Annotated in this window: 16 protein-coding genes; 6 read left to right on the top strand and 10 right to left on the bottom strand. The window is 70.5% G+C overall.

Annotation, left to right across the window (positions count from 1 at the left end):
* Positions 1–21 precede the first annotated feature (21 nt).
* The 3 genes from IF47_RS0107860 to arc form a co-directional block, all read right to left on the bottom strand.
* On the bottom strand, positions 22–240 hold the full coding sequence (locus tag IF47_RS0107860; protein WP_031507592.1) for a ubiquitin-like protein Pup: 219 nt from the start codon (positions 238–240) through the stop codon (positions 22–24).
* A gap of 163 nt (positions 241–403) precedes the next feature.
* Complete coding sequence (dop, locus tag IF47_RS0107855; protein ID WP_031507591.1) at positions 404–1,915, bottom strand: depupylase/deamidase Dop; 1,512 nt, start codon at positions 1,913–1,915, stop codon at positions 404–406.
* 284 nt (positions 1,916–2,199) lie between these two features.
* Positions 2,200–3,966 carry a proteasome ATPase gene (arc, locus tag IF47_RS0107850; RefSeq protein WP_031507590.1) on the bottom strand — a complete coding sequence of 589 codons (1,767 nt, stop codon included), beginning with the start codon at positions 3,964–3,966 and terminating at the stop codon, positions 2,200–2,202.
* A gap of 277 nt (positions 3,967–4,243) precedes the next feature.
* Here arc and IF47_RS0107845 point away from each other — a divergent pair, with 277 nt between their 5' ends.
* Positions 4,244–4,555: a ferredoxin gene (locus tag IF47_RS0107845; protein ID WP_031507589.1), complete on the top strand. Its 312-nt coding sequence runs from the start codon at positions 4,244–4,246 to the stop codon at positions 4,553–4,555.
* Positions 4,556–4,569: 14 nt separating this feature from the next.
* Here the strand turns inward: IF47_RS0107845 and IF47_RS0107840 are convergent, their stop codons facing one another.
* From IF47_RS0107840 to IF47_RS0107830, 3 genes are all read right to left on the bottom strand, one after another.
* Entirely contained in the window at positions 4,570–5,262 is a 693-nt protein-coding gene (locus IF47_RS0107840; protein WP_342667245.1) for a hypothetical protein, read from the bottom strand.
* Positions 5,263–5,446: 184 nt separating this feature from the next.
* The gene (locus IF47_RS0107835; RefSeq protein ID WP_031507587.1) at positions 5,447–6,346 is read right to left on the bottom strand and encodes a tRNA (adenine-N1)-methyltransferase; all 900 of its coding nucleotides are present in this window, start codon (positions 6,344–6,346) and stop codon (positions 5,447–5,449) included.
* A gap of 75 nt (positions 6,347–6,421) precedes the next feature.
* The gene (locus tag IF47_RS0107830; protein WP_245641045.1) at positions 6,422–7,597 is read right to left on the bottom strand and encodes a site-2 protease family protein; all 1,176 of its coding nucleotides are present in this window, start codon (positions 7,595–7,597) and stop codon (positions 6,422–6,424) included.
* 183 nt (positions 7,598–7,780) lie between these two features.
* Between IF47_RS0107830 and IF47_RS0107825 the strand changes: the two genes are divergently transcribed.
* Together IF47_RS0107825 and IF47_RS0107820 are read left to right on the top strand one after the other, a co-directional pair.
* Entirely contained in the window at positions 7,781–8,710 is a 930-nt protein-coding gene (locus IF47_RS0107825; protein ID WP_245641039.1) for a RecB family exonuclease, read from the top strand.
* A gap of 46 nt (positions 8,711–8,756) precedes the next feature.
* Positions 8,757–9,428, top strand: coding sequence for a response regulator (locus tag IF47_RS0107820; protein WP_031507584.1), 672 nt, complete (start codon positions 8,757–8,759; stop codon positions 9,426–9,428).
* Positions 9,429–9,521: 93 nt separating this feature from the next.
* On the opposite strand, the gene IF47_RS0107815 is transcribed toward IF47_RS0107820, so the two are convergent.
* The 4 genes from IF47_RS0107815 to metH all read right to left on the bottom strand — a co-directional run bounded on the left by IF47_RS0107815 (position 9,522) and on the right by metH (position 17,678).
* Positions 9,522–11,111, bottom strand: coding sequence for an ABC transporter substrate-binding protein (locus IF47_RS0107815; protein WP_031507583.1), 1,590 nt, complete (start codon positions 11,109–11,111; stop codon positions 9,522–9,524).
* Between the two features lie 97 nt (positions 11,112–11,208).
* A complete protein-coding gene (locus IF47_RS0107810; RefSeq protein WP_031507582.1) occupies positions 11,209–12,804 on the bottom strand; it encodes an ABC transporter substrate-binding protein in 1,596 nt (531 codons plus the stop codon).
* Positions 12,805–13,189: 385 nt separating this feature from the next.
* Positions 13,190–13,915, bottom strand: coding sequence for an HAD family hydrolase (locus IF47_RS0107805; protein ID WP_031507581.1), 726 nt, complete (start codon positions 13,913–13,915; stop codon positions 13,190–13,192).
* A gap of 211 nt (positions 13,916–14,126) precedes the next feature.
* Positions 14,127–17,678: a methionine synthase gene (gene metH, locus IF47_RS0107800; protein ID WP_031507580.1), complete on the bottom strand. Its 3,552-nt coding sequence runs from the start codon at positions 17,676–17,678 to the stop codon at positions 14,127–14,129.
* Between the two features lie 222 nt (positions 17,679–17,900).
* Here metH and IF47_RS0107795 point away from each other — a divergent pair, with 222 nt between their 5' ends.
* From IF47_RS0107795 to glpK, 3 genes are all read left to right on the top strand, one after another.
* The gene (locus tag IF47_RS0107795) at positions 17,901–18,665 is read left to right on the top strand and encodes an IclR family transcriptional regulator (RefSeq protein ID WP_031507579.1); all 765 of its coding nucleotides are present in this window, start codon (positions 17,901–17,903) and stop codon (positions 18,663–18,665) included.
* Positions 18,666–18,991: 326 nt separating this feature from the next.
* Positions 18,992–19,753: an MIP/aquaporin family protein gene (locus tag IF47_RS0107790; protein ID WP_031507578.1), complete on the top strand. Its 762-nt coding sequence runs from the start codon at positions 18,992–18,994 to the stop codon at positions 19,751–19,753.
* 87 nt (positions 19,754–19,840) lie between these two features.
* The gene (glpK, locus tag IF47_RS0107785; protein WP_031507577.1) at positions 19,841–21,358 is read left to right on the top strand and encodes a glycerol kinase GlpK; all 1,518 of its coding nucleotides are present in this window, start codon (positions 19,841–19,843) and stop codon (positions 21,356–21,358) included.
* Positions 21,359–21,360: the final 2 nt, after the last annotated feature.

Raw genomic sequence — 21,360 nt, 5'->3', positions numbered from 1 at the left:
GGTGCGGGACGGGGAACGTTCCTACTCTCCGCCCTTCTGTACGAAGGACCGCACGAAGTCCTCGGCATTCTCCTCGAGCACGTCGTCGATCTCGTCCAGCACGGAGTCCACCTCGTCCGACAGCGCCTCGTGGCGCTCCTTGAGGTCCTCCGATACCTGCGCCTCGGGCGCCTGCTCGTCGACCTCCTCGGTGGAGCGTGTCGACTTCTGCTGGCCGCCGCCGGTGTCCTTGGTAGCCATATACCTCACCCCGCTCGGTTGGACGGTACAAGATCAGACCCTACAAGCCGGGTCCGACATCGACCCTTTTCCTGTCACAGACGAGTCAATTGCCTCAACGCCCGGAAGCCACCTCCATGATTCCCCGATGCGGAGGCGTTCAGCCGTCCGCCGTTGTGCCCGGTCAGCGCCCGGAGAGCGCGCGGACCAGCTCCTCCGCCGTGCGGCAGCGGTCCAGCAGCCCCTCCACGTGGGCCCGGGTGCCCCGCAGCGGTTCCAGGGTGGGTACCCGCTGGAGGGAGTCCCGACCCGGCAGGTCGAAGATCACCGAGTCCCAGGAGGCGGCGGCCACCGCGTCGGCGTACTGCTCCAGACAGCGGCCCCGGAAGTACGCCCTGGTGTCCTCCGGCGGCTTGGTGCGGGCCCTCTCGACCTCGGCCTCGTCCAGCAGCCGCTTCATCCTGCCGCGGGCCACCAGCCGGTTGTACAGGCCCTTGTCGGGGCGCACGTCGGCGTACTGGAGGTCCACCAGGTGCAGCCGGGCGGCGTCCCAGTCCAGGCCGTCGCGGCGCCGGTAGCCCTCCATGAGCTCGCGTTTGGCCACCCAGTCCAACTCGCCCGCCAGGCTCATCGGATCCGTCTCCAGACGGCTCAGGACGTCCTCCCAGCGGGTCAGGACGTCCCTGGTCTGCTCGTCGGCGTCCGCGCCCCAGCGCTCCTCCACGTACTTGCGCGCCAGCTCGTAGTACTCCATCTGGAGCTGCACCGCGGTGAGCTTCCGACCGCTGCGCAGGGTGATCGACTGCCGCAGCGACGGATCGTGGCTGACCTCGTGCAGGGTGCGCACGGGCTGGTCCACGGCGAGGTCGACGGCGATGAAGCCGTCCTCGATCATCGACAGCACCAGGGAGGTGGTGCCGAGCTTGAGGTAGGTGGAGATCTCCGACAGGTTGGCGTCGCCAACGATCACGTGCAGCCGGCGGTACTTCTCGGCGTCGGCGTGCGGCTCGTCGCGGGTGTTGATGATGGGCCGCTTGAGCGTGGTCTCCAGACCGACCTCGACCTCGAAGTAGTCGGCGCGCTGGCTGATCTGGAAACCGTGCTCGGAGCCGTCCTGGCCGATTCCGACCCGTCCGGCGCCGGTGACGACCTGGCGGGAGACGAAGAAGGGCGTCAGGTGGCGCACGATGTCCGAGAAGGGCGTCTCCCGCTTCATCAGGTAGTTCTCGTGCGTGCCGTAGGAGGCGCCCTTGTTGTCGGTGTTGTTCTTGTAGAGGTGGATCGGCTGGGAGCCGGGGTTCTCGGCGGCGCGGCGGGCGGCCTCGGCCATGATCCGCTCCCCCGCCTTGTCCCACAGCACCGCGTCGCGCGGATTGGTGACCTCGGGGGCGCTGTACTCCGGGTGGGCGTGGTCGACGTACAGTCGCGCGCCGTTGGTGAGGATGACGTTCGCCAGGCCGATGTCCTCGTCCGTGAGCTGGCTGGCGTCGGCCGCCTCGCGGGCGAGGTCGAACCCGCGGGCGTCCCGCAGCGGGTTCTCCTCCTCGAAGTCCCAGCGGGCACGGCGCGCCCGCTGCATCGCCGCCGCGTAGGCGTTGACGACCTGGGATGAGGTGAGCATGGCATTGGCGTTCGGGTGGCCGGGGACGGAGACCCCGTACTCCGTCTCGATGCCCATTACTCGCCGTACGGTCATGCGGCCCTCCTTGCCCGGCGGCGGCCCGCCCTTGGACCGCCGCTCAAGTCCCGCTGCGCGTCGAGCCCGTACCCGCTTCCCGGGTCCGCACTCCGCGTGGCGGCGGTGCGGACGAGCCCGGGACGGTCGGGCCGCGGTGGGGAGATCACCGCGGACCTCCCCGCTTTCCCGGAAAAGATCCGGCTGCGGATGCCTTCCCCTCCAAACGGGAGGGGAACCCGGGCATCCGCAGCCGGACGGTGTCTTCTTACCGGGGCTTCCTACGAATCCTCTTACAGATCTTCTTACAGGTACTGTCCGGTGTTGGCCACCGTGTCGATGGAGCGTCCGGTGTCCGCGCCCTGCTTTCCGGTGACGAGGGTGCGGATGAACACGATCCGCTCGCCCTTCTTGCCGGAGATACGGGCCCAGTCGTCGGGGTTGGTGGTGTTGGGCAGGTCCTCGTTCTCCTTGAACTCGTCCACGCAGGCGGCGAGCAGGTGGGAGACCCTCAGACCCTTCTGGTTGTGGTCCAGGTACGCCTTGATCGCCATCTTCTTGGCCCGGTCGACGATGTTCTGGATCATCGCGCCGGAGTTGAAGTCCTTGAAGTACAGGACCTCCTTGTCACCGTTGGCGTAGGTGACCTCCAGGAAGCGGTTCTCCTCGGATTCCGCGTACATGTGCTCGACGACCGACTGGATCATCGCGTCGACGGTGGCCTCGGGGTCGTTGTTGTGCTCCGCGAGGTCCTCCGGGTGCAGCGGGAGGTTGGGCGTCAGGTACTTCGAGAAGATGTCCTTGGCGGCCTCGGCGTCCGGACGCTCGATCTTGATCTTCACATCGAGGCGGCCGGGGCGCAGGATCGCCGGGTCGATCATGTCCTCGCGGTTGGAGGCGCCGATGACGATGACGTTCTCCAGGCCCTCCACACCGTCGATCTCCGACAGCAACTGCGGGACGATGGTGTTCTCCACGTCCGAGCTGACACCGGAGCCGCGGGTGCGGAAGAGGGAGTCCATCTCGTCGAAGAAGACGATGACGGGCGTGCCCTCGCTCGCCTTCTCCCTCGCGCGCTGGAAGACCAGCCGGATGTGCCGCTCCGTCTCGCCGACGTACTTGTTGAGCAGCTCGGGGCCCTTGATGTTGAGGAAGTAGCTCTTCCCCTGGGGCCGTCCGGTCACCTCGGCGACCTTCTTGGCCAGGGAGTTGGCGACGGCCTTGGCGATCAGCGTCTTGCCGCAGCCGGGCGGGCCGTAGAGCAGGACGCCCTTGGGGGGACGGAGTTCGTGCTCCTTGAACAGGTCGGGGTAGAGGTAGGGGAGCTCCACCGCGTCGCGGATGAGCTCGATCTGCCCGCCCAGACCGCCGATCTTGGTGTAGTCGATGTCCGGGACCTCTTCGAGGACGAGCTCCTCGACCTCGCTCTTGGGCACGACCTCGTAGACGTATCCGGAGCGCGGCTCCAGCAGCAGGGCGTCGCCGGCGCGCAGCGTGGTCTTCAACAGCGGCTCGGCGAGCCGCACCACGCGCTCCTCGTCGGTGTGCCCTATCACCAGGGCGCGCTCGCCGTCCTCCAGGACCTCCTTGAGGGTGACGATGTCCCCGGCGCGTTCGAACTCCATGGCCTCGACCACGTTGAGCGCCTCGTTCAGCATGACCTCCTGGCCACGCTTGAGCTCGACGAGGTCGACGCTGGGGCTGACGTTCACCCGGAGCTTGCGCCCGCCGGTGAAGATGTCGGCCGTACCGTCCTCGTTCGCCTGCAGGAAGACCCCGAAGCCGGCCGGCGGCTGGGCCAGCCGGTCGACCTCCTCCTTGAGGGCCACGATCTGGTCGCGAGCCTCACGGAGGGTGTTGGCGAGCCGCTCGTTCTGCGCGGACACGCCGGCCAGGTTCGTCTGCAGCTCGACGATCCGCTCCTCGAGAATCCGAGTGTGCCGCGGAGAGTCGGCGAGCTTGCGGCGCAGGACGGCGATCTCCTGCTCGAGATGGGCAACCTGGCCGACCGGGTCGTCGGTACCCCGTTCGGGCCGGATGCCGCGGTTGATGTCGTCGTCGTGGGCTGCCACGGTCCTCACCTCCTCCAAGGGGAGCTGGACGCTTCCTGACCCTACCTGGCGTGATGGGGGTTGAAACCCCTAGATCACAAAGACGGTGGGGACGTGTCCGATCTTCACCCTTGCGCACTCCCTTACCCCGGGTGAATACCCACCCAACCCTCCTGGAAAGCGGGCGGTTGTATCGTCGGGGTCGCCAACCCCCGTCACGGGTGGCTCTATTTCGCCAACATCACACCGGGTTTTCTTCACACAGTCCGATCACGAGGCAGGAACGGCAGGCAGCGGCATGGGTGCGCAGAACGAGCAGGCCCAGGAACTGGAAGTCTGGATCGACCAGGACCTCTGCACCGGAGACGGCATCTGCGCCCAGTACGCGCCGGACGTCTTCGAGCTGGACATCGACGGGCTCGCCTACGTCAAGCCCCCGGCCCCCGAGGGCGGCGAGGCGGAGTTGCTGACGGAGCCGGGAGCGACCGCTCCCGTCCCGCTGCCCCTGCTCGCGGACGTGGTGGACTCGGCCCGGGAGTGTCCGGGCGAGTGCATCCACGTGCGGCGGGTTTCGGACAAGGTCGAGGTGTACGGCCCCGACGCCGGGTAGCCGCCCGCCGGCGGTCACACGCTCCGCGCCGTCGGCACCGCCCTCAGCACGAACTTCCCGTCCCGCCAGTTCCATTCGACGTCCCGCATCCGGTCGGGGCAGCAGCGCGGCACCTCGTTCGAGGAGTAGCCGAGGAGCCGGGCGAGGACCGTGTCACCGCGGACGGTGAGCCGTTGGACGGTCATGCCCTCGTCCGGGTCCACCAGGGTCTCGGCGACCCGTGGCCGGGCGCCCTCGCGCGCGGGGTGCGCCAGGACGTACATCCCGCTGGGCGGGGTGCCGATCCCCGCGGCGCAGCGGACCACGGCGACGGTCTCGGCCCGTTCGTCGCCGTCGAAGTCCACCGCGACCTCGTCGATCACCTCCGGCTCCACCGGGCCGCAGTCCAGCGGGTACCGGGCCTCCCCCGCGTCCGGGCCCGGGGCCGCGGCCTCGTTCGGGCCCGGTGTGGCCGTGGCGCCGGCCGGTCCCAGGAGCGCGGACCCGCCCAGCACGGCGCCCAGCGCGGCGGCCGTGACGATCCAGTGCGCCGCGCGGGCGCGGGTGTGGGCGGGCGCGGGACGGGAAGGGGGCGGAGAGGACGGCGCCGCGGGGACGGGCTGGGAAGGGACGTACGGAACGGGCTCGGGACGGACCGAGGGGGACGGCGCGGAGGACGCCGCAGGGGACGGCGCGGAGGATGACGCGGAACCTGCCGGAAGCTGCACGCGGGTCGACTCCTGTGAGTGCGGGCGGCCGGGGGTGCCCAGCATCGTGCCACACGTCACATCACGGTGGAACGGCCGGGTCCGACTCTCCGCGGCCCTCCTCTCCACCGTGCCCGAGGAACGCGCCGGCGCCGTGGGGTCCCGAAGACCCCACGGCGCCGGCGCGTTCGTCGTGGCGGGTCGGTCAGCCCCGGCCCGAGCCGCTGCCCGGTCCGGTGTAGTCCTCCCCGTAGGCGCCCTTCGCCGGACGGCGGCGGCGCATCGGGGGCTCCACCCCGTCGGCGAGGCGGCGGGCGGTGAGCAGGAAGCCGGTGTGCCCGACCATGCGGTGGTCGGGGCGGACGGCCAGGCCCTCGACATGCCAGGTCCGGACCATCGTCTCCCAGGCCGCCGGCTCGTTGAAGGTGCCGTGCTCGCGGATCGACTCCACGGTGCGGGCGAGCTGGGTGGTGGTGGCCACGTAGGCGCACAGGATGCCGCCGGGGACGAGCGCCTTGGAGACGGCGTCCAGGCACTCCCAGGGGGCGAGCATGTCGAGGATCACCCGGTCGACCTCGGTGTCCGACAGGTTGTCCTGAAGGTCGCCGACGGTCAACTGCCAGGCGGGGTGCGGGCCGCCGAAGTAGCGTTCGACGTTCTGCCGGGCGATGTCGGCGAAGTCGGCTCGGCGCTCGTAGGAGTGCAGCATGCCCTGGTCGCCGACGGCGCGCAGCAGGAAGGTGCTCAGCGATCCGGAGCCCACCCCCGCCTCGACGACGCGTGCGCCGGGGAAGATGTCGGCCATCGCCAGGATCTGCCCCGCGTCCTTGGGGTAGACGACGGCCGCGCCGCGCGGCATGGACAGGACGTAGTCGGGGAGCAGGGGACGCAGCGCGAGGTAGGCGACGTTTCCCGTGGTACGGACGACCGTGCCCTCGGGAGCACCGATCAGCTCGTCGTGGGGGAAGGCTCCCTTGTGGGTGTGGAAGCTCTTCCCCACCTCGAGCGTGAAGGTGTAGTGGCGTCCCTTGGGGTCGGTGAGCTGGACCTGGTCCCCGACCTGGAAGGGCCCGCGACGGCGGGCGGCACCGGTCGGTTCGGACATGGGGGCAAGCCTAGTCGAGCACGGCCCGCGGACCGTAATCGAGGGCTCGGAAACGAGGCCCCGGACCGCTCGGGGTCAGGAGGCGGGCTTGGCCATGGCGGCCACGAAGGCCCGCTCGACGTCGGCCGCGGAGAGCACGCCGTAGATCTCGCCCGTCTCCTCGACCACCAGGTACTCGGTGGCCGGGGTCGCCCGCAGGTGCTCCAGCAGCTCCTCCCCCGCCAGTTCCGTCCACACCCGCATGCCCTCGGTGATGTCCTGGGCGAGGGTGCTCACGGCGACCCAGGGACGGCGGTGCTCGGGCACGCCGACGATGGCCGCCTCGCGGACGATGGCGATCGGGTCGCCCTGACCGTCCACGACCACCAGCGCGCGGGCCCCCGCCTCGTTGGCCCGGCGCAGCCCCTCCGACAGGGGCGTGTCGGAGGTGACGGGGACGGCACGTCGGGTGAGGGCGCGGGCGCTCAGCTCGGGCAGTCGCTCGCGCAGCCGGGCCATCCGCAGGCTGTTGCCGGCGCCGGTCCAGATGATCGCGGCGAGGATCGCCGCGAGGAGGGCGTCGGTGATCGAGTTCAGGCCGCCGAACCCCTCGTCGGCGTAGCCCCCGGCGTAGCCGAGCAGCGGCATCCCCACCAGGACGGCGACGGCCAGCGCGCGGCCGGTCCAGGCGGCGGCGACGGTGCCGGTCATGGGCTTGCCGCTGATCTTCCAGATCACCGCGCGCAGCATCCGGCCGCCGTCCAGGGGGAGGCCGGGCAGCAGGTTGAACACCGCGACGATGAGGTTGGAGATCATCAGCCCGGCGAGCAGCACCGCGGGCACGGTACCGGGCTCGACGGCGTACAGGCCGAGGTAGAACAGGCCCGACAGGACGAGGGAGAGCAGAGGGCCGACGAAGGCCAGGACGAACTCCCGGCCCGGGGTCTCGCTCTCCTTCTCGATCTCCGACACACCGCCGAAGAACTGCAACTGGATGCGGCGCACGGGGAGCTTGAAACGGAGCGCGGCGACGGTGTGCGCCAGCTCGTGGACGAGCACCGAGGCGTAGAAGGCGACCGCGAAGAAGAGGGAGACCAGGTAGCGGGCCGCGCCCAGCTCCGGCAACACCCGCTCCAACTGGCCGCCGAAGACCCAGGTGATCAGGGCCGCGATGGCGAACCAGCTCGGTGCCACGTAGACGGGCACGCCGAAGGGGCGGCCCATGAGAATGCCGCCGCCGCTCTCGCGCGGGCGGTCCGGTCCGTTCTTCACCGGTCCGCCGGAGCCGGGCTCCCGCCCACTGTTGTCCGTGTCCGCCACGGGTTCCCCTCGTAGAAGGTGACCTCGCACCCGCTGTCGGTGCCCCCACGGCCCTGCGGTGCGAGGGGGGTGCGAAGGGGTACTCCACCGATGGTAAGCGGCGACGTGTCGGTCGGGGGCCGTAGGGTCTTCACCATGCTCTCCGCATCGGCTTCCGGCAAGGCGTCCTCCCAGGCGTCACCGCCCAACTCCCTGTCACCGTCACGGGCCGCCGACTTCATGCAGTGCCCGCTGCTGTACCGCTTCCGGGTGATCGACAAGATCCCCGAGAAGCCGACGCCCGCGGCCACTCGGGGGACGGTGGTGCACGCGGTGCTGGAGCGGCTCTTCGACGCCCCGGCCGCCGAGCGCAACGTACGGCGGGCGCGGTCGATGGTGGTCCGGGAGTGGGAGCGGCTGCTGGCCAGGCGACCGGAGCTGGCGGAGCTGTTCACCGGCGACGGGGAGGACGGCCGGGGGGAGGGCGCCGCCGACGGCGCCGAGCTGGCCCGCTGGCTGGCCCGGGCCGAGGAGCTGGTCGAGCGGTGGTTCTCCCTGGAGGACCCCACCAGGCTGGAGCCGGCCGAGCGCGAGCTGTTCGTGGAGGCGCGGCTGGAGTCGGGGCTGCGGCTGCGCGGGATCATCGACCGGGTGGACGTGGCGCCCACCGGCGAGGTGCGGATCGTCGACTACAAGACGGGCAAGGCGCCCCGGCCGGAGTACGCGGCGGACGCGCTGTTCCAGATGAAGTTCTACGCCCTGGTGCTGTGGCGGCTGCGCGGCACGATCCCGCGCCGGTTGCAGCTCGTCTACCTGGGCAGCGGCGACGTGCTCACCTACGACCCGGACGAGGGCGACCTGCTCGGCGTGGAGCGCAAGCTGCTGGCCCTGTGGGACGCGATCCGGCGGGCGACCGAGACCGGCGACTGGCGGCCCAGGACCGGCCCCCTGTGCGACTGGTGCGCCCACCGGGCGCTGTGCCCGGAGTTCGGGGGCACTCCCCCGCCGTATCCGCTGATGATCCAGCCGCGGCTGCCCGTCGAGGCGTCGGACGACGTCCCGGGCGGGGAGGGCGTGACCCCTTAGGCAAGAATGGGGGCGTCTCGAGCCGTAGGCCCCGTGAGGAGTTTCCGTGGCAATCCGCGTTCTGCTGGTCGACGACCAGCCGCTGCTGCGCACCGGTTTCCGGATGATCCTGGAGGCCGAGGGCGACATCGCCGTGGTGGGCGAGGCCGGGGACGGACAGCAGGCGCTGGATCAGGTGCGGGCGCTCCAGCCGGACGTGGTGCTGATGGACATTCGGATGCCCCGCATGGACGGGGTGGAGGCCACCCGCCGGATCACCGGTCCCGACAAGGACGGCCCCGCGAAGGTGCTGGTGCTCACCACGTTCGACCTGGACGAGTACGTGGTGGAGGCGCTGCGCGCGGGCGCCAGCGGCTTCCTGCTCAAGGACGCCCCCGCCGCCGAGCTGGTGCAGGCGATACGGGTGGTGGCCGCGGGCGAGGCGATGCTCGCGCCCAGCGTCACCCGCAGGCTGCTGGACAAGTACGCCGGGAAGCTGCCCTCGGGCGAGGAGCAGGTGCCCGACACCCTCCACACCCTCACCGAGCGCGAGGTGGAGGTCCTCAGGCTGGTGGCGCGCGGGCTGTCGAACGCCGAGATCGCCGCGGACCTCTTCGTCAGCGAGACGACGGTGAAGACCCACGTGGGGCACGTGCTGACCAAGTTGGGCCTGCGCGACCGGGTGCAGGCCGCGGTGTACGCGTACGAGAGCGGGCTGGTCCGTCCCGGCGACCGGTGACGGAACGGGGGCGGGGCGGGACGGCCGTCCCGTCCCGCCCCGCTCGGCGTCGACTCCCCGTCGGTTCCCGGTCGACTCCCGGTCGTTTTCCGGTCAGTTCCCGGGGCCCTTGGCGATCTCCCAGAAGCGGAAGACGGTGGAGGCGTCCAGCGTCCACTCCAGGCCGGAGATGTCCTCGTGCGCCACGGCGTACTGCCTGCCCTGCCAGATCGGCAGCACCGGCAGGTCCCGGGCGGCGATGTCCTGGATCTCCCCGAAGTCCCGGACGGTGGCGGCCCGGTCGCTCTCCGCCGCGGTGCGCGGCAACAGTTCCTTGGTGATCCGGCCGGCGTCGTAGCCGTTGCCCAGCACGTTGTCCTTGCCGAAGAACGGCGCGGTGAAGTTGTCCGCGTCCGGGTAGTCGGGCACCCAGCCCTTGACGTAGACCCCGTACTCGCCCGCCTCGACGCCCTTCTCGTACCGCTCCAGCTCGACGCTCTCGACCTTGGCCTCGAACAGGCCGCTGGCGTTGAGCTGCCGGGCGATCTCCTCGAACTCCCGGACGGTGTCGGGCCCGTAGCGCACCGGGGTGGTCCACAGGGTCAGCTTCACCTTCTCGGTGATGCCCTCGGCCCGCAGGGCCGCCTTGGCCTTCGCCGGCTGCGGACGGTCGCCGTAGAGGTCGAAGAAGGCCGTGTTGTGGCCGGTGATCCCGGCGGGCACGATCGAGTACAGCGGCTCGGCGGTGCGCCGGTAGACGTCGCGGACCAGCGTGGAGCGGTCCAGCAGGTGGGCGATGGCCTGACGGACGCCCTTCTTGCCGGTGACCGGGTGGTCCATGTTGAACACCAGGTGGTGCACCTCGGCGCTGGAGCCGTCGACGACCTCGATCCCGGTGTCCCCGGCGGACTCCTCCAGGTCGGCGATGTCGTCCGTGGCCAGTCCTCGGTAGGCGATGTCCACCTCGCCGCTCTGCACGGCCTTCTTCAGCGCCTTCTGGTCCCCGTCGAAGAGTCGTACGGTCAGCCCGGAGTTCTTGACCTCGGCGGGCCCGACGTAGTCGGGGTTGACGGAGAAGACGGCCTCCTTCGCGTCGAAGGAGTCCAGCTTGTAGACGCCCGAGCCGATCGCCTTGCCGTCGGTGCGCAGTTCGTCGGCGGGGTAGGCGCGGTGGTCGACGATCGACCCGGCGCCGGAGGCGATCTTCTGCGGGAAGGTGGCGTCCGGCCGGTCGAGTTTGAAGACGACCGTCCTCTCGTCCGGGGTCTCGATCTTCGAGATGGTCGACAGCATGACGGCCGGACCGCCCGGATCGTCGATGCGCAGGGTCCGCTCGAAGGAGAACTTCACGTCCTCGGAGGTGAGCGGGTTGCCGTTGGTGAACGTCAGCCCGTCCCTGAGCGTGCACCGGAAGACCCGGCTCTCGCCGTCGGTGAACGCGCACTTCTCCGCGGCCTCGGGTTGGGGTTCCGTGCTCCCCTTGGGGAAGCTCAGCAACGACTGGAAGACGTTGTTGAAGACCAGCCAGGATCCGGGGTCGTAGCCGGACGCGGGGTCGGTGGCCAGGACCTCGTCGGTCATCCCCATCACGATCCGCTCGCCCTCGGCGGCCTTCGTCCCGTCCTGTTCACCGCATCCGGTGAGCAGGACGGCGAGCAGTGCCGTGCCGATCGGGAGCGCCCGCCAGTGGGCCCTTTTCCTCACGTGTTCGTCCTCATCCGCTCTCTGTTCGGGTTCTGCCCTTGCGCCCCCCGTTTCCGCGGTCCGCGCCGCCGGCGACGGCGACGCGGGTCCGCTCGGTTCAGCTCTGCACGCCTCGTCCCAGTTCCCACAGTTGGAGGCCCGAGGAGGAGTTGAGCGCCCACTCCACTCCCGTGACGCCCTCACGGGCGGCGACGTACTGCTTGCCCTGCCACAGCGGCAGCACGGGCACCTCCTCGGCGACGATGTCCTGGGCGCGGACGAAGTCGTCGACGGTCGCGTCGCGCTTCTCCTTCACCCGGGTCCGCGGGATGAGTCGGCCGCGGATCTCGTTGTTCGCGTACGGGGAGCCCAGGAAGTTGTCCTTGGCGAAGAACGGGGCGATGAAGTTGTCGGGGTCCGGGAAGTCGGGGAACCAGCCCATGCCGTAGATCTCGTACTGCTGCTTCCTGGCGGCGGGCAGGTACGTCTTCCACGGCACGCCCTCGACGGTCGCCTCGAACAGCCCGGAGTCGTTGAGCTGCCCGGCCAGCGTCCTGAACTCCTTCTTTGTGGCCGGACCGTAGTGGTCGGTGGTGTAGGTGAGCCGGACCTCGACCGGGGTGTCGATTCCGGCGCGCTCCAGGATGGCGCGGGCCTCCTCGGCGCTCGGCTCGCCGTAGGTGTTGAAGAAGGAGTTGTGATGGCCGGTCAGGCCGCTGGGGACGATGGAGTACAGCGGTTCGGCGGTCCGTTCGTACACGTCGCGCACCAGTTCGCCGCGGTCCACGACCTGGGCGATGGCCCGGCGCACGGCGTCCCGGCCGACGGTCTTGCCGTCGGTGGCGAAGACGAGGTAGCGGATCTCCTGGCCGGACATCTCGAAGACCTCGATGCCGTCGCTCTGCTCGCCGGTCAGCCGCTCGATCTGCTCGGGCGACATGCTCCGGTTCATCACGTCGACGTCACCGGCGCGCATGGCCTTCTCCATGGCCTCGGAGTCGTCGAAGAAGCGCAGCTCGACCCTGTCGTTCCGCACCTCGAGGTCGCCCTGGTAGCGCTCGTTGCGCGCCAGGACCACCCTGCCGCTTCCGCTGTCGAAGGACTCCAGGACGTAGGGGCCGGACCCGGTGATCTCATAGCCCTCGCGGGCCTTGTCGGCCGCGTACACCTCGCTGTCCACGATCGCCGCCGCGGGGGTGGCGAGCTTGTGGGGGAAGGTCGCGTCGGGCTGCTTGAGGTGGAAGACCACCTCGTGTTCGGAGGGGGCCTCGACGCGGTCGAGGGTGTCCAGCAGCGACGCCGGGCCGCCCGGGTCGGCGATGTCGCGCACGCGCTCGATGGAGAAGGCGACGTCCTCGGCGGTCAGTTCGTGACCGTTGGAGAACGTCAGGCCCTCGCGGAGGGTGCAGCGGTACTGCGCGCTGCGCTGGTCGGTGAAGCCGCACTCCTCGGCGGCCTCCTCCTCCGGCTGGTTGCCCGCGCGGGGCAGCCGCATGAGGGTCTGGAAGGTGTTGCGGAAGACGTTCCAGGTGGTGACGTCGTAAACGGCCGCCGGGTCCAGCGGAGCGGGTGCCTCCGCCGTCGCCTCGATTCGGTCGGTGGTACCGACAACGATCGCTCCGCTGTTTCCGCTCCCGCTCTCGTCGCCACATGCGACGAGCGCCGGAGCGAGCACGCCCACCACGGCGGGCAGCACCAGCAACTTACGGTTCATCGGTGACGGTCTCCTCGTCCGGCCGGTTGGTGCGGAATGTGTGGCCGGGGCACAGACATTAGTAGCCGCGCCGCGCTTCTTCCGGCCGGGCCATTGACGAGGAAATATCACGCTCCGATAACAGAAAAGCGTCATCCGATAAACGGACGCCGGAGCGATAGACGCGAGTGTGAACCAAACGGGACACATGGGCAGGCCGAAAAGGGGCGAAGGCCGCTCAAGATCACGACGAGACACGCCTGTCGAGCCGTGACCGCGTGACAAACATCACCCCTTCAACTGACAGACGAAAAGCAGGAATTCGGCCACCGTATTCGTCACGGAAAATAAGCGGGCCACTGCCCAGAGTTTTCCGTGTATTCGCCGTGCGGTGTTCGGAACACGCTCAGTGCGCGACCGTGACCAGAGAGCGCAGAAAAGGCAGATCCACTTCTTCCAGGGACGTCACGACCGTCCGTCCCTTCGCGGGCTCGATATGCGTCACCGACGGCACCGCCACCACCGGACATCCGGCCGCCTCCGCCGACGCCACCCCCGTCGCGGTGTCCTCCACCACCACGCACCGCCTCGGATCCGCCCCGAGCCGCTCCGCGGCCAGCAGGTACGGGTCCGGGTGCGGCTTGGTCCGCTCCACCTCGTCGCCCGCCACGGTGAGCGCGAAGTGCTCCGGCCCCAGGGAGACCAGCATCCGATCGATCACCTCGCGGTGCGAGGCCGAGACCAACGCGGCGGGCACCCCGTGCGCGACCAGCTCCGTGAGCAGCCGCCGGGCGCCGGGCATCAGGGACACCCCTCGCTCGACGCGCTCGATGAACCGGGTGTTCAACAGCACCGTCAAGTCCGCCAGCGAGATGTCCGCCCCGGTGGCCTGAATGAGGTAGGTGGCGCTCCGGCTCATCGGTCCGCCGACCACCACCTCACGGTGCTCCTCGGCCAGTTCGTGCCCCAACTCGGCGAACACCTCGACCTCGGTCTCCCACCAGAAACCCTCGGTGTCCACCAGAGTGCCGTCCATGTCCAGCAGAACGGCCTGGGGGACGCCGGCCGGGGCCACGACGGGCGCGGTCGTGCGAACGGTCGTGGGGGACGCCGCGGGGACGGCGGACGGCATGGCGGCCCGCCTGCCGAGGACGGGCAAGGAGGCGCCTCCGTCGAACGCGGGGGCCGAGGCCGCTCCGCCCAGGGTGGGGGACGTCTCGACGCGGGGCTGGGGACGGGTCATCCGATACCTCCTGTGAAGGGCGCGAAGGCCGGTTGCCCGCTCCTCCTGGGATCGGGCAACCGGCCTCTACCGGACAGATCAGTGTACGACGGACCGCCGACTATCGCGCGTTGAAGTACTTGGCCTCGGGATGGTGGACCACGATGGCGTCGGTGGACTGCTCCGGGTGGAGCTGGTACTCCTCGCTCAGCTTCACCCCGATCCGCTCCGGCCGGAGCAGTTCGGCGATCTTGGCCCGGTCCTCCAGGTCCGGGCAGGCGCCGTAGCCCAGGGAGAAGCGGGCGCCCCGGTACTTCAGGGCGAACATGTCCTCGATCGCGTCCGGGTCCTGCCCGGCGAAGCCGAGCTCGCTGCGGACCCGGGCGTGCCAGTACTCGGCCAGCGCCTCCGCGAGCTGCACCGACAGCCCGTGCAGCTCCAGGTAGTCGCGGTAGGAGTCGGCGGCGAACAGCTCCGCGGTGGCCTCGGAGATCCGGTTGCCGACCGTGACCACCTGCAACCCCACCACATCGGTCTCGCCGGACTCCTTGGGGCGGAAGAAGTCCGCCAGGCACAGTCGGCGCCCGCGCCGCTGCCGCGGGAAGGTGAACCGGGTGCGCTCAAGGCCGTCCTCGTCCAGGAGCACCAGGTCGTCCCCTTCGGAGTGGCAGGGGAAGTAGCCGTAGACGACGGCGGCCTCCAGCAGGTTCTCGGTGTGCAGCCGGTCCAGCCAGCCCCGCAGCCTCGGGCGTCCCTCGGTGGCGACCAGCTCCTCGTAGGAGGGCCCTTCGCCGGTGCGGGGGGTCTTCAGGCCCCACTGCCCCTTGAACAGCGCCCCCTCGTCCAGCCAGGAGGCGTAGTCCTTGAGCGGGATGCCCTTGACCACCCTCGTGCCCCAGAACGGCGGGGTGGGGACGGGGTTGTCGACCGCGACGTCGGAGCGCGCCGGGGCGTCCGGTTCGGATTCGACCACCGCGGCGCCGGCCGCCTTGACCCGCCGCCGGCGCAGCTCGGGGAGGGCGGCGCCGGGCACGCCGCGCTTGACGGCCATCAGCGCGTCCATCAGCCGCAGCCCCTCGAAGGCGTCGCGGGCGTAGCGGACCTCGCCGGCGTAGATCTCGTGGAGGTCCTGCTCGACGTAGGACCGGGTCAGCGCCGCGCCGCCGAGGATGACCGGGTAGCGATCGGCCAGGTTGCGGGCGTTGAGCTCCTGGAGGTTCTCCTTCATCACCACCGTGGACTTCACCAGCAGCCCGGACATGCCGATCACGTCCGCCTTGTGCCGCTCGGCGGCCTCCACGATCGCCGAGACCGGCTGCTTGATCCCGAGGTTGACCACGGTGTAGCCGTTGTTGGACAGGATGATGTCCACCAGGTTCTTGCCGATGTCGTGGACGTCGCCGCGCACGGTGGCCAGCACGATCGTGCCCTTGCCCTCGGCCCCCTCGACCTTCTCCATGTGGGGCTCCAGGTAGGCCACCGCGGCCTTCATCACCTCGGCCGACTGGAGCACGAACGGCAACTGCATCTGTCCGGAACCGAACAGGTCGCCGACCACCTTCATCCCCGCCAGCAGGGTGTCGTTGACGATCTCAAGCGCCGGCCGCTCCCGGAGCGCCTCGTCCAGGTCGGCCTCCAACCCGTTGCGCTCGCCGTCGATGATCCGCCGCTGCAACCGCTCGTCCAGCGGCAGCGCCGCCAGTTCCTCGGCCCGGGAGGCCCGCACGCTCTTGGCGTCCACGCCCTGGAACAGCTCCAGGAACCGCTGCAGGGGGTCGTAGCCCTCCCGCCGCCGGTCGTGGATCAGGTCCAGGGCCACCTCGACCTGCTCGGCGGGGATCCGGGCGATGGGCAGGATCTTGGCGGCGTGGACGATCGCCGAGTCCAGTCCGGCCTTCACGCACTCGTCGAGGAAGACGGAGTTCAGCACCATCCGGGCGGCCGGGTTCAGCCCGAAGGAGATGTTCGACAGCCCCAGCGTGGTCTGCACCGCCGGGTGCCGCCGCTTCAGCTCGCGGATCGCCTCGATGGTCGCCACCCCGTCGCCCCGGGACTCCTCGGTGCCGGTGCAGATGGTGAACGTCAGGCAGTCGATGAGGATGTCCTCCTCGCGCATGCCCCAGTTGCCGGTGAGATCGGCGATCAGCCGCTCGGCGACCGCCACCTTCCGCTCCGCGGTGCGGGCCTGGCCCTCCTCGTCGATGGTCAGCGCGATCAGCGCCGCCCCGTGCTCCTTCGCCAGCGCGGCGATCCTCGCGAACCGCGAGTCGGGGCCGTCGCCGTCCTCGTAGTTCACCGAGTTGATCACCGCACGGCCGCCCAGCCTCTCCAGGCCGGCCGCGATGACGGCCGGCTCGGTGGAGTCCAGCACGATCGGCAGCGTGGAGGCCGTCGCCAGCCGCCCGGCCAGCTCGGCCATGTCCGCCACACCGTCCCGGCCCACGTAGTCCACGCACACGTCCAGCATGTGCGCGCCCTCACGGATCTGGTCGCGCGCCAGCTCCACACAGTCGTCCCACCGGCCCTGGAGCATGGCCTCGCGGAACTTCTTCGAGCCGTTGGCGTTGGTCCGCTCCCCGATCGCCAGGTACGCGGTGTCCTGCCGGAACGGCACCGTCTGGTACAGCGACGCCGCACCCGGCTCCGGACGCGGCTCCCGCTCGGCCGGCGCCAGCCCGCGCACCCGCTCCACCAACAGCCGCAGGTGCTCGGGGGTGGTGCCGCAGCAGCCGCCCACCAGCGACAGCCCGTACTCGGTGACGAACGTCTCCTGCGCGTCGGCCAGCTCCACCGGCGTGAGCGGGTAGTGCGCCCCGTCCGCGGTCAGCTCCGGCAGCCCGGCGTTGGGCATGCACGACAGCGGGACGCGGGCGTGGCGGGCCAGGTAGCGCAGGTGCTCGCTCATCTCGGCCGGGCCGGTGGCGCAGTTCAGCCCGATCATGTCCACGCCCAGCGGCTCCAGCGCGGTCAGCGCCGCGCCGATCTCGCTGCCCAACAGCATGGTGCCGGTGGTCTCCACCGTCACCGAGCAGATCACCGGCAGGTCCAGCCCCGCCGCCCGAAGCGCCCGGCGGGCGCCCAGCACCGCCGCCTTGGTCTGCAGCAGGTCCTGGGTGGTCTCGATCAGCAGCGCGTCCGCGCCGCCGGCGATCAGCCCCTCGGCGTTGCGCTGGTAGGCGTCCCGCAGGGTGGCGTAGCCCACGTGTCCCAGGGTGGGCAGCTTGGTGCCCGGCCCGATCGAGCCCAGCACCCAGCGCGGCCGGCCGTCGGAGGCGGTGAAGGAGTCCGCCACCTCGCGCGCGATCCGCGCCCCGGCCTCGGACAGCTCCTCGATCCTCTCGGCGATCCCGTACTCGGCCAGCGCCGCGTGGTTCGCGCCGAAGGTGTTGGTCTCCACGCAGTCCACGCCCACCGCGAAGTACGCTTCGTGCACCGAGGCCACGATGTCCGGCCGGGTGACGTTGAGGATCTCGTTGCAGCCCTCCAACTGCCGGAAGTCCTCCAGCGAGGGATCGGCGGCCTGCAACATCGTGCCCATCGCTCCGTCGGCCACCACCACCCGCGACGCCAACGCCTCCCGCAGGGCATCGGCACGGGGGTTCTTCGACGGGCCCGCCGAGGCGGACGCGGACGACGAGGACACGGTGACGGACGGGTACGGCAAGGCTGCCATGGGGGGCTCCCTCGGGTGCGACGGCTGTCGGCTATGCGCCTTCCACGTGGAAGGGCACCCAGCCAGGGTATCCGTCGGCATTCCGCGGGTCGGAGGCGTCCCGAGGAGTGGACGTCCGGGCCCGGACGGCTACCACGACATCGTCATGATCCGATAGCGTTCGACATTGTCGAATCCTGTTTCCGGTCCACCGGAGCGAGAGCCCAAGAGGAGAGGTACGCGATGGCCCGGACCATTCAGTCGCTGGAGCGGGCGGCGGCGGTGCTGCGGTTGCTTGCCGGAGGCGAGCGGCGCCTGGGGCTCTCCGACATCGCCTCCGCGCTGGGCCTGGCCAAGGGGACCGCGCACGGCCTGTTGCGCACGCTCCAACAGGAGGGTTTCGTCGAACAGGACCCGGTCTCGGGCAAGTACCAGTTGGGCGCCGAACTGCTGCGCCTGGGCAACAGCTACCTGGACGTGCACGAACTGCGCGCCCGTGCCCTGGTGTGGACCGACGACCTGGCCCGGTCCAGCGGGGAGAGCGTCTACCTGGGCGTTCTCCACCAGCAGGGAGTGCTGATCGTGCACCACGTCTTCCGGCCCGACGACAGCCGGCAGGTGCTGGAGGTGGGCGCGATGCAGCCGCTGCACAGCACCGCCCTGGGCAAGGTGCTGGCGGCGTACGACCCGGTGGCGCGGAGCCAGGCGATGGACGTCGAGCGCCGGGCCCTGACGGCGCGCACGGTCACCGATCCGAAGGCGTTCGAGGAGGTCCTGGAGCTCACCCGGGCCCGCGGCTGGGGCTCGGACGTGGAGGAGACCTGGGAGGGGGTGGCCTCCATCGCCGCCCCGATCCACGACCACCGCCGGATGCCGGTGGGCGCCGTGGCCGTCACCGGCGCGGTGGAGCGGCTCTGCGCCGACGGGGCGATCCAGCCGCGTCTGGTGGCCGCCGTGCGGGACTGCGCGCGGGCGGTCTCGCGCGACCTGGGCGCGGGCCGCTTCTGAGCCCTCCTCTCCCGTCCCGCCCTCTCCCCCCGCCGCCTGCCCCTGCCCCGCGGGCCCCTGGGTCGCGGGGGCGCGTTCCATGCCCGCAGGACGCCCGTGCGACCGGCTCGGGGCGGGGCTTCGAGGCCGTCGGGGGCTTCCGATCGGTTTGACGCCGTCGGTCCGACTCCGGGCCCCGCTCCGTATCGCTCGTGCCCTTGACGGGATGTTCGCTGAGCATAAAACTGCCGTTCGGCGGTCGGCAATGTCGAACACCAAACGGGAACTGGTCCGCCTTCCCACCTCCTCCATCTGACTCCCTCCGGACACGAGCAAAGGAGTCGCGGGTGTCCAGCTCCGACATATTCCTGGGCGAGACCATCGGTACCGCCATCCTCATCCTCCTCGGCGGGGGCGTCTGCGCCGCCGTCACGCTCAAGCGTTCCAAGGCGATGGGCGCGGGCTGGGTCGCCATCACCTTCGGTTGGGGTTTCGCCGTTCTCACCGGCGCCTACACCTCCCTGGGCCTCTCCGGAGCCCACCTCAACCCGGCCGTCACCGTCGGCATCGCCGTGCAGAGCGGACAGTGGGGCGACGTGCCCGTCTACGTCGCGGGCCAACTGCTCGGCGCCATGGTCGGCGCCGCCCTGGTGTGGGTCTGCTACTACGGCCAGTTCCACGCGCACCTGACCGACCGCGAGATCGTCGGCGGCTCCGGCGCGCGATCCGACGCGCCCGGCCCGGTGCTGGGGGTCTTCTCCACCGCCCCCGAGATCCGCCACCCCGTACAGAACCTGGCCACCGAGACCGTCGCCACCACCGTGCTGGTCCTGGCCATCCTCACCCAGGGCCTCACCAAGGGGCTGGCCCTGTCCGGAACCGGCGTCCTCATCACCGCCCTGGTCGTCGTCGGGCTCGGCCTCTCGCTGGGCGGTCCGACCGGGTACGCCATCAACCCGGCCCGCGACCTCGGTCCGCGCGTCGTGCACGCCCTGCTGCCGCTGCCGAACAAGGGCGGGTCGGACTGGGGCTACGCCTGGGTGCCGGTGGTCGGCCCCCTGCTGGGCGGGGTCGTCGCGGGCGGCCTCTACCGGCTCGCGTTCGCCTGAGCGCCCTCCCCGGCCCCCCTCACCCTCTCCCTCCGGTGCCTCCGCCGCATTCCCCGTGTCCCCCGCGCCCCTTTGGAGCATCCCACCATGAGCGACAACCGCCGCGAGTTCATCGCCGCCATCGACCAGGGCACGACCTCCAGCCGCTGCATCGTCTTCGACCGGGACGGCCGCATCGTCTCGGTCGGCCAGAAGGAGCACGAGCAGATCTTCCCCGAGCCGGGCCGGGTCGAGCACGACGCCGCCGAGATCTGGGCCAACGTCCAGGAGGTCGTCGCGGAAGCCCTCGACAAGGCCGACATCACCCGCGAGAACGTCCGGGCGCTCGGCATCACCAACCAGCGCGAGACGACGCTGCTGTGGGAGAAGGCCACCGGCAGGCCGGTCCACAACGCCATCGTCTGGCAGGACACCCGCACCGACGCCCTCTGCCGGGAACTGGGCCGCAACGTGGGGCAGGACCGCTTCCGCCGCGAGACCGGCCTGCCGCTCGCCTCCTACTTCGCGGGCCCGAAGATCCGCTGGCTGCTGGACAACGTCGAGGGGCTGCGCGAACGCGCCGAGGCCGGCGAGATCCTCTTCGGCACGATGGACTCCTGGGTCATCTGGAACCTCACCGGCGGCACGGACGGCGGCGTGCACGTCACCGACGTCACCAACGCCTCCCGCACCCTGCTGATGAACCTCCACACCCTGGACTGGGACCCGCGGATCTGCGAGTCCATCGGCGTGCCCATGGCGATGCTGCCCGAGATCCGTTCCTCCTCCGAGATCTACGGCGAGGCCCGGGGCGTCCTGGAGGGCGTGCCGGTGGCCTCCGCGCTCGGCGACCAGCAGGCCGCCCTGTTCGGCCAGACCTGCTTCTCGCCGGGCGAGGCCAAGTCGACGTACGGCACCGGCACCTTCCTGCTGCTCAACACCGGCTCGCAGGTCGTCAACTCCTACAACGGCCTGCTGACCACCGTCGGCTACCGGATCGGCGACCAGGACCCGGTGTACGCGCTGGAGGGCTCGATCGCCGTCACCGGCGCGCTGGTGCAGTGGATGCGCGACCAGATGGGGCTGATCAACAGCGCCGCCGAGATCGAGACGCTGGCCAGTTCGGTGGAGGACAACGGCGGCGCCTACTTCGTCCCCGCCTTCTCCGGGCTGTTCGCCCCCTACTGGCGCTCCGACGCGCGCGGGGTCATCGCGGGCCTGACCCGGTACGTCACCAAGGCCCACATCGCGCGGGCGGTGCTGGAGGCGACCGCCTGGCAGACCCGCGAGATCGTCGACGCGATGGAGAAGGACTCCGGTGTCGAGCTGACCGCCCTTAAGGTGGATGGCGGGATGACCAGCAACAATCTGCTGATGCAGTGCATCTCGGACGTGCTGGACGCCCCGGTGGTGCGGCCCATGGTCGCCGAGACCACCTGTCTGGGCGCCGCCTACGCGGCCGGCTTGGCCGTCGGGTTCTGGCCCGACACCGACGCGCTGCGCGCCAACTGGCGACGGGCGGCGGAGTGGACGCCGCGCATGGAGGCGGACGTCCGCGAACGCGAGTACGAGAACTGGCTCAAGGCCGTGGAACGGACCATGGGCTGGATCGAAGAGGAGAAGTGAGC

This window comes from Streptomyces megasporus (genome assembly GCF_000718985.1).
Lineage (GTDB): Bacteria > Actinomycetota > Actinomycetes > Streptomycetales > Streptomycetaceae > Streptomyces > Streptomyces megasporus.
The sequence above is the reverse complement of the archived record's forward strand: the minus strand, read 5'-3'. Positions and strand labels throughout refer to the sequence as shown.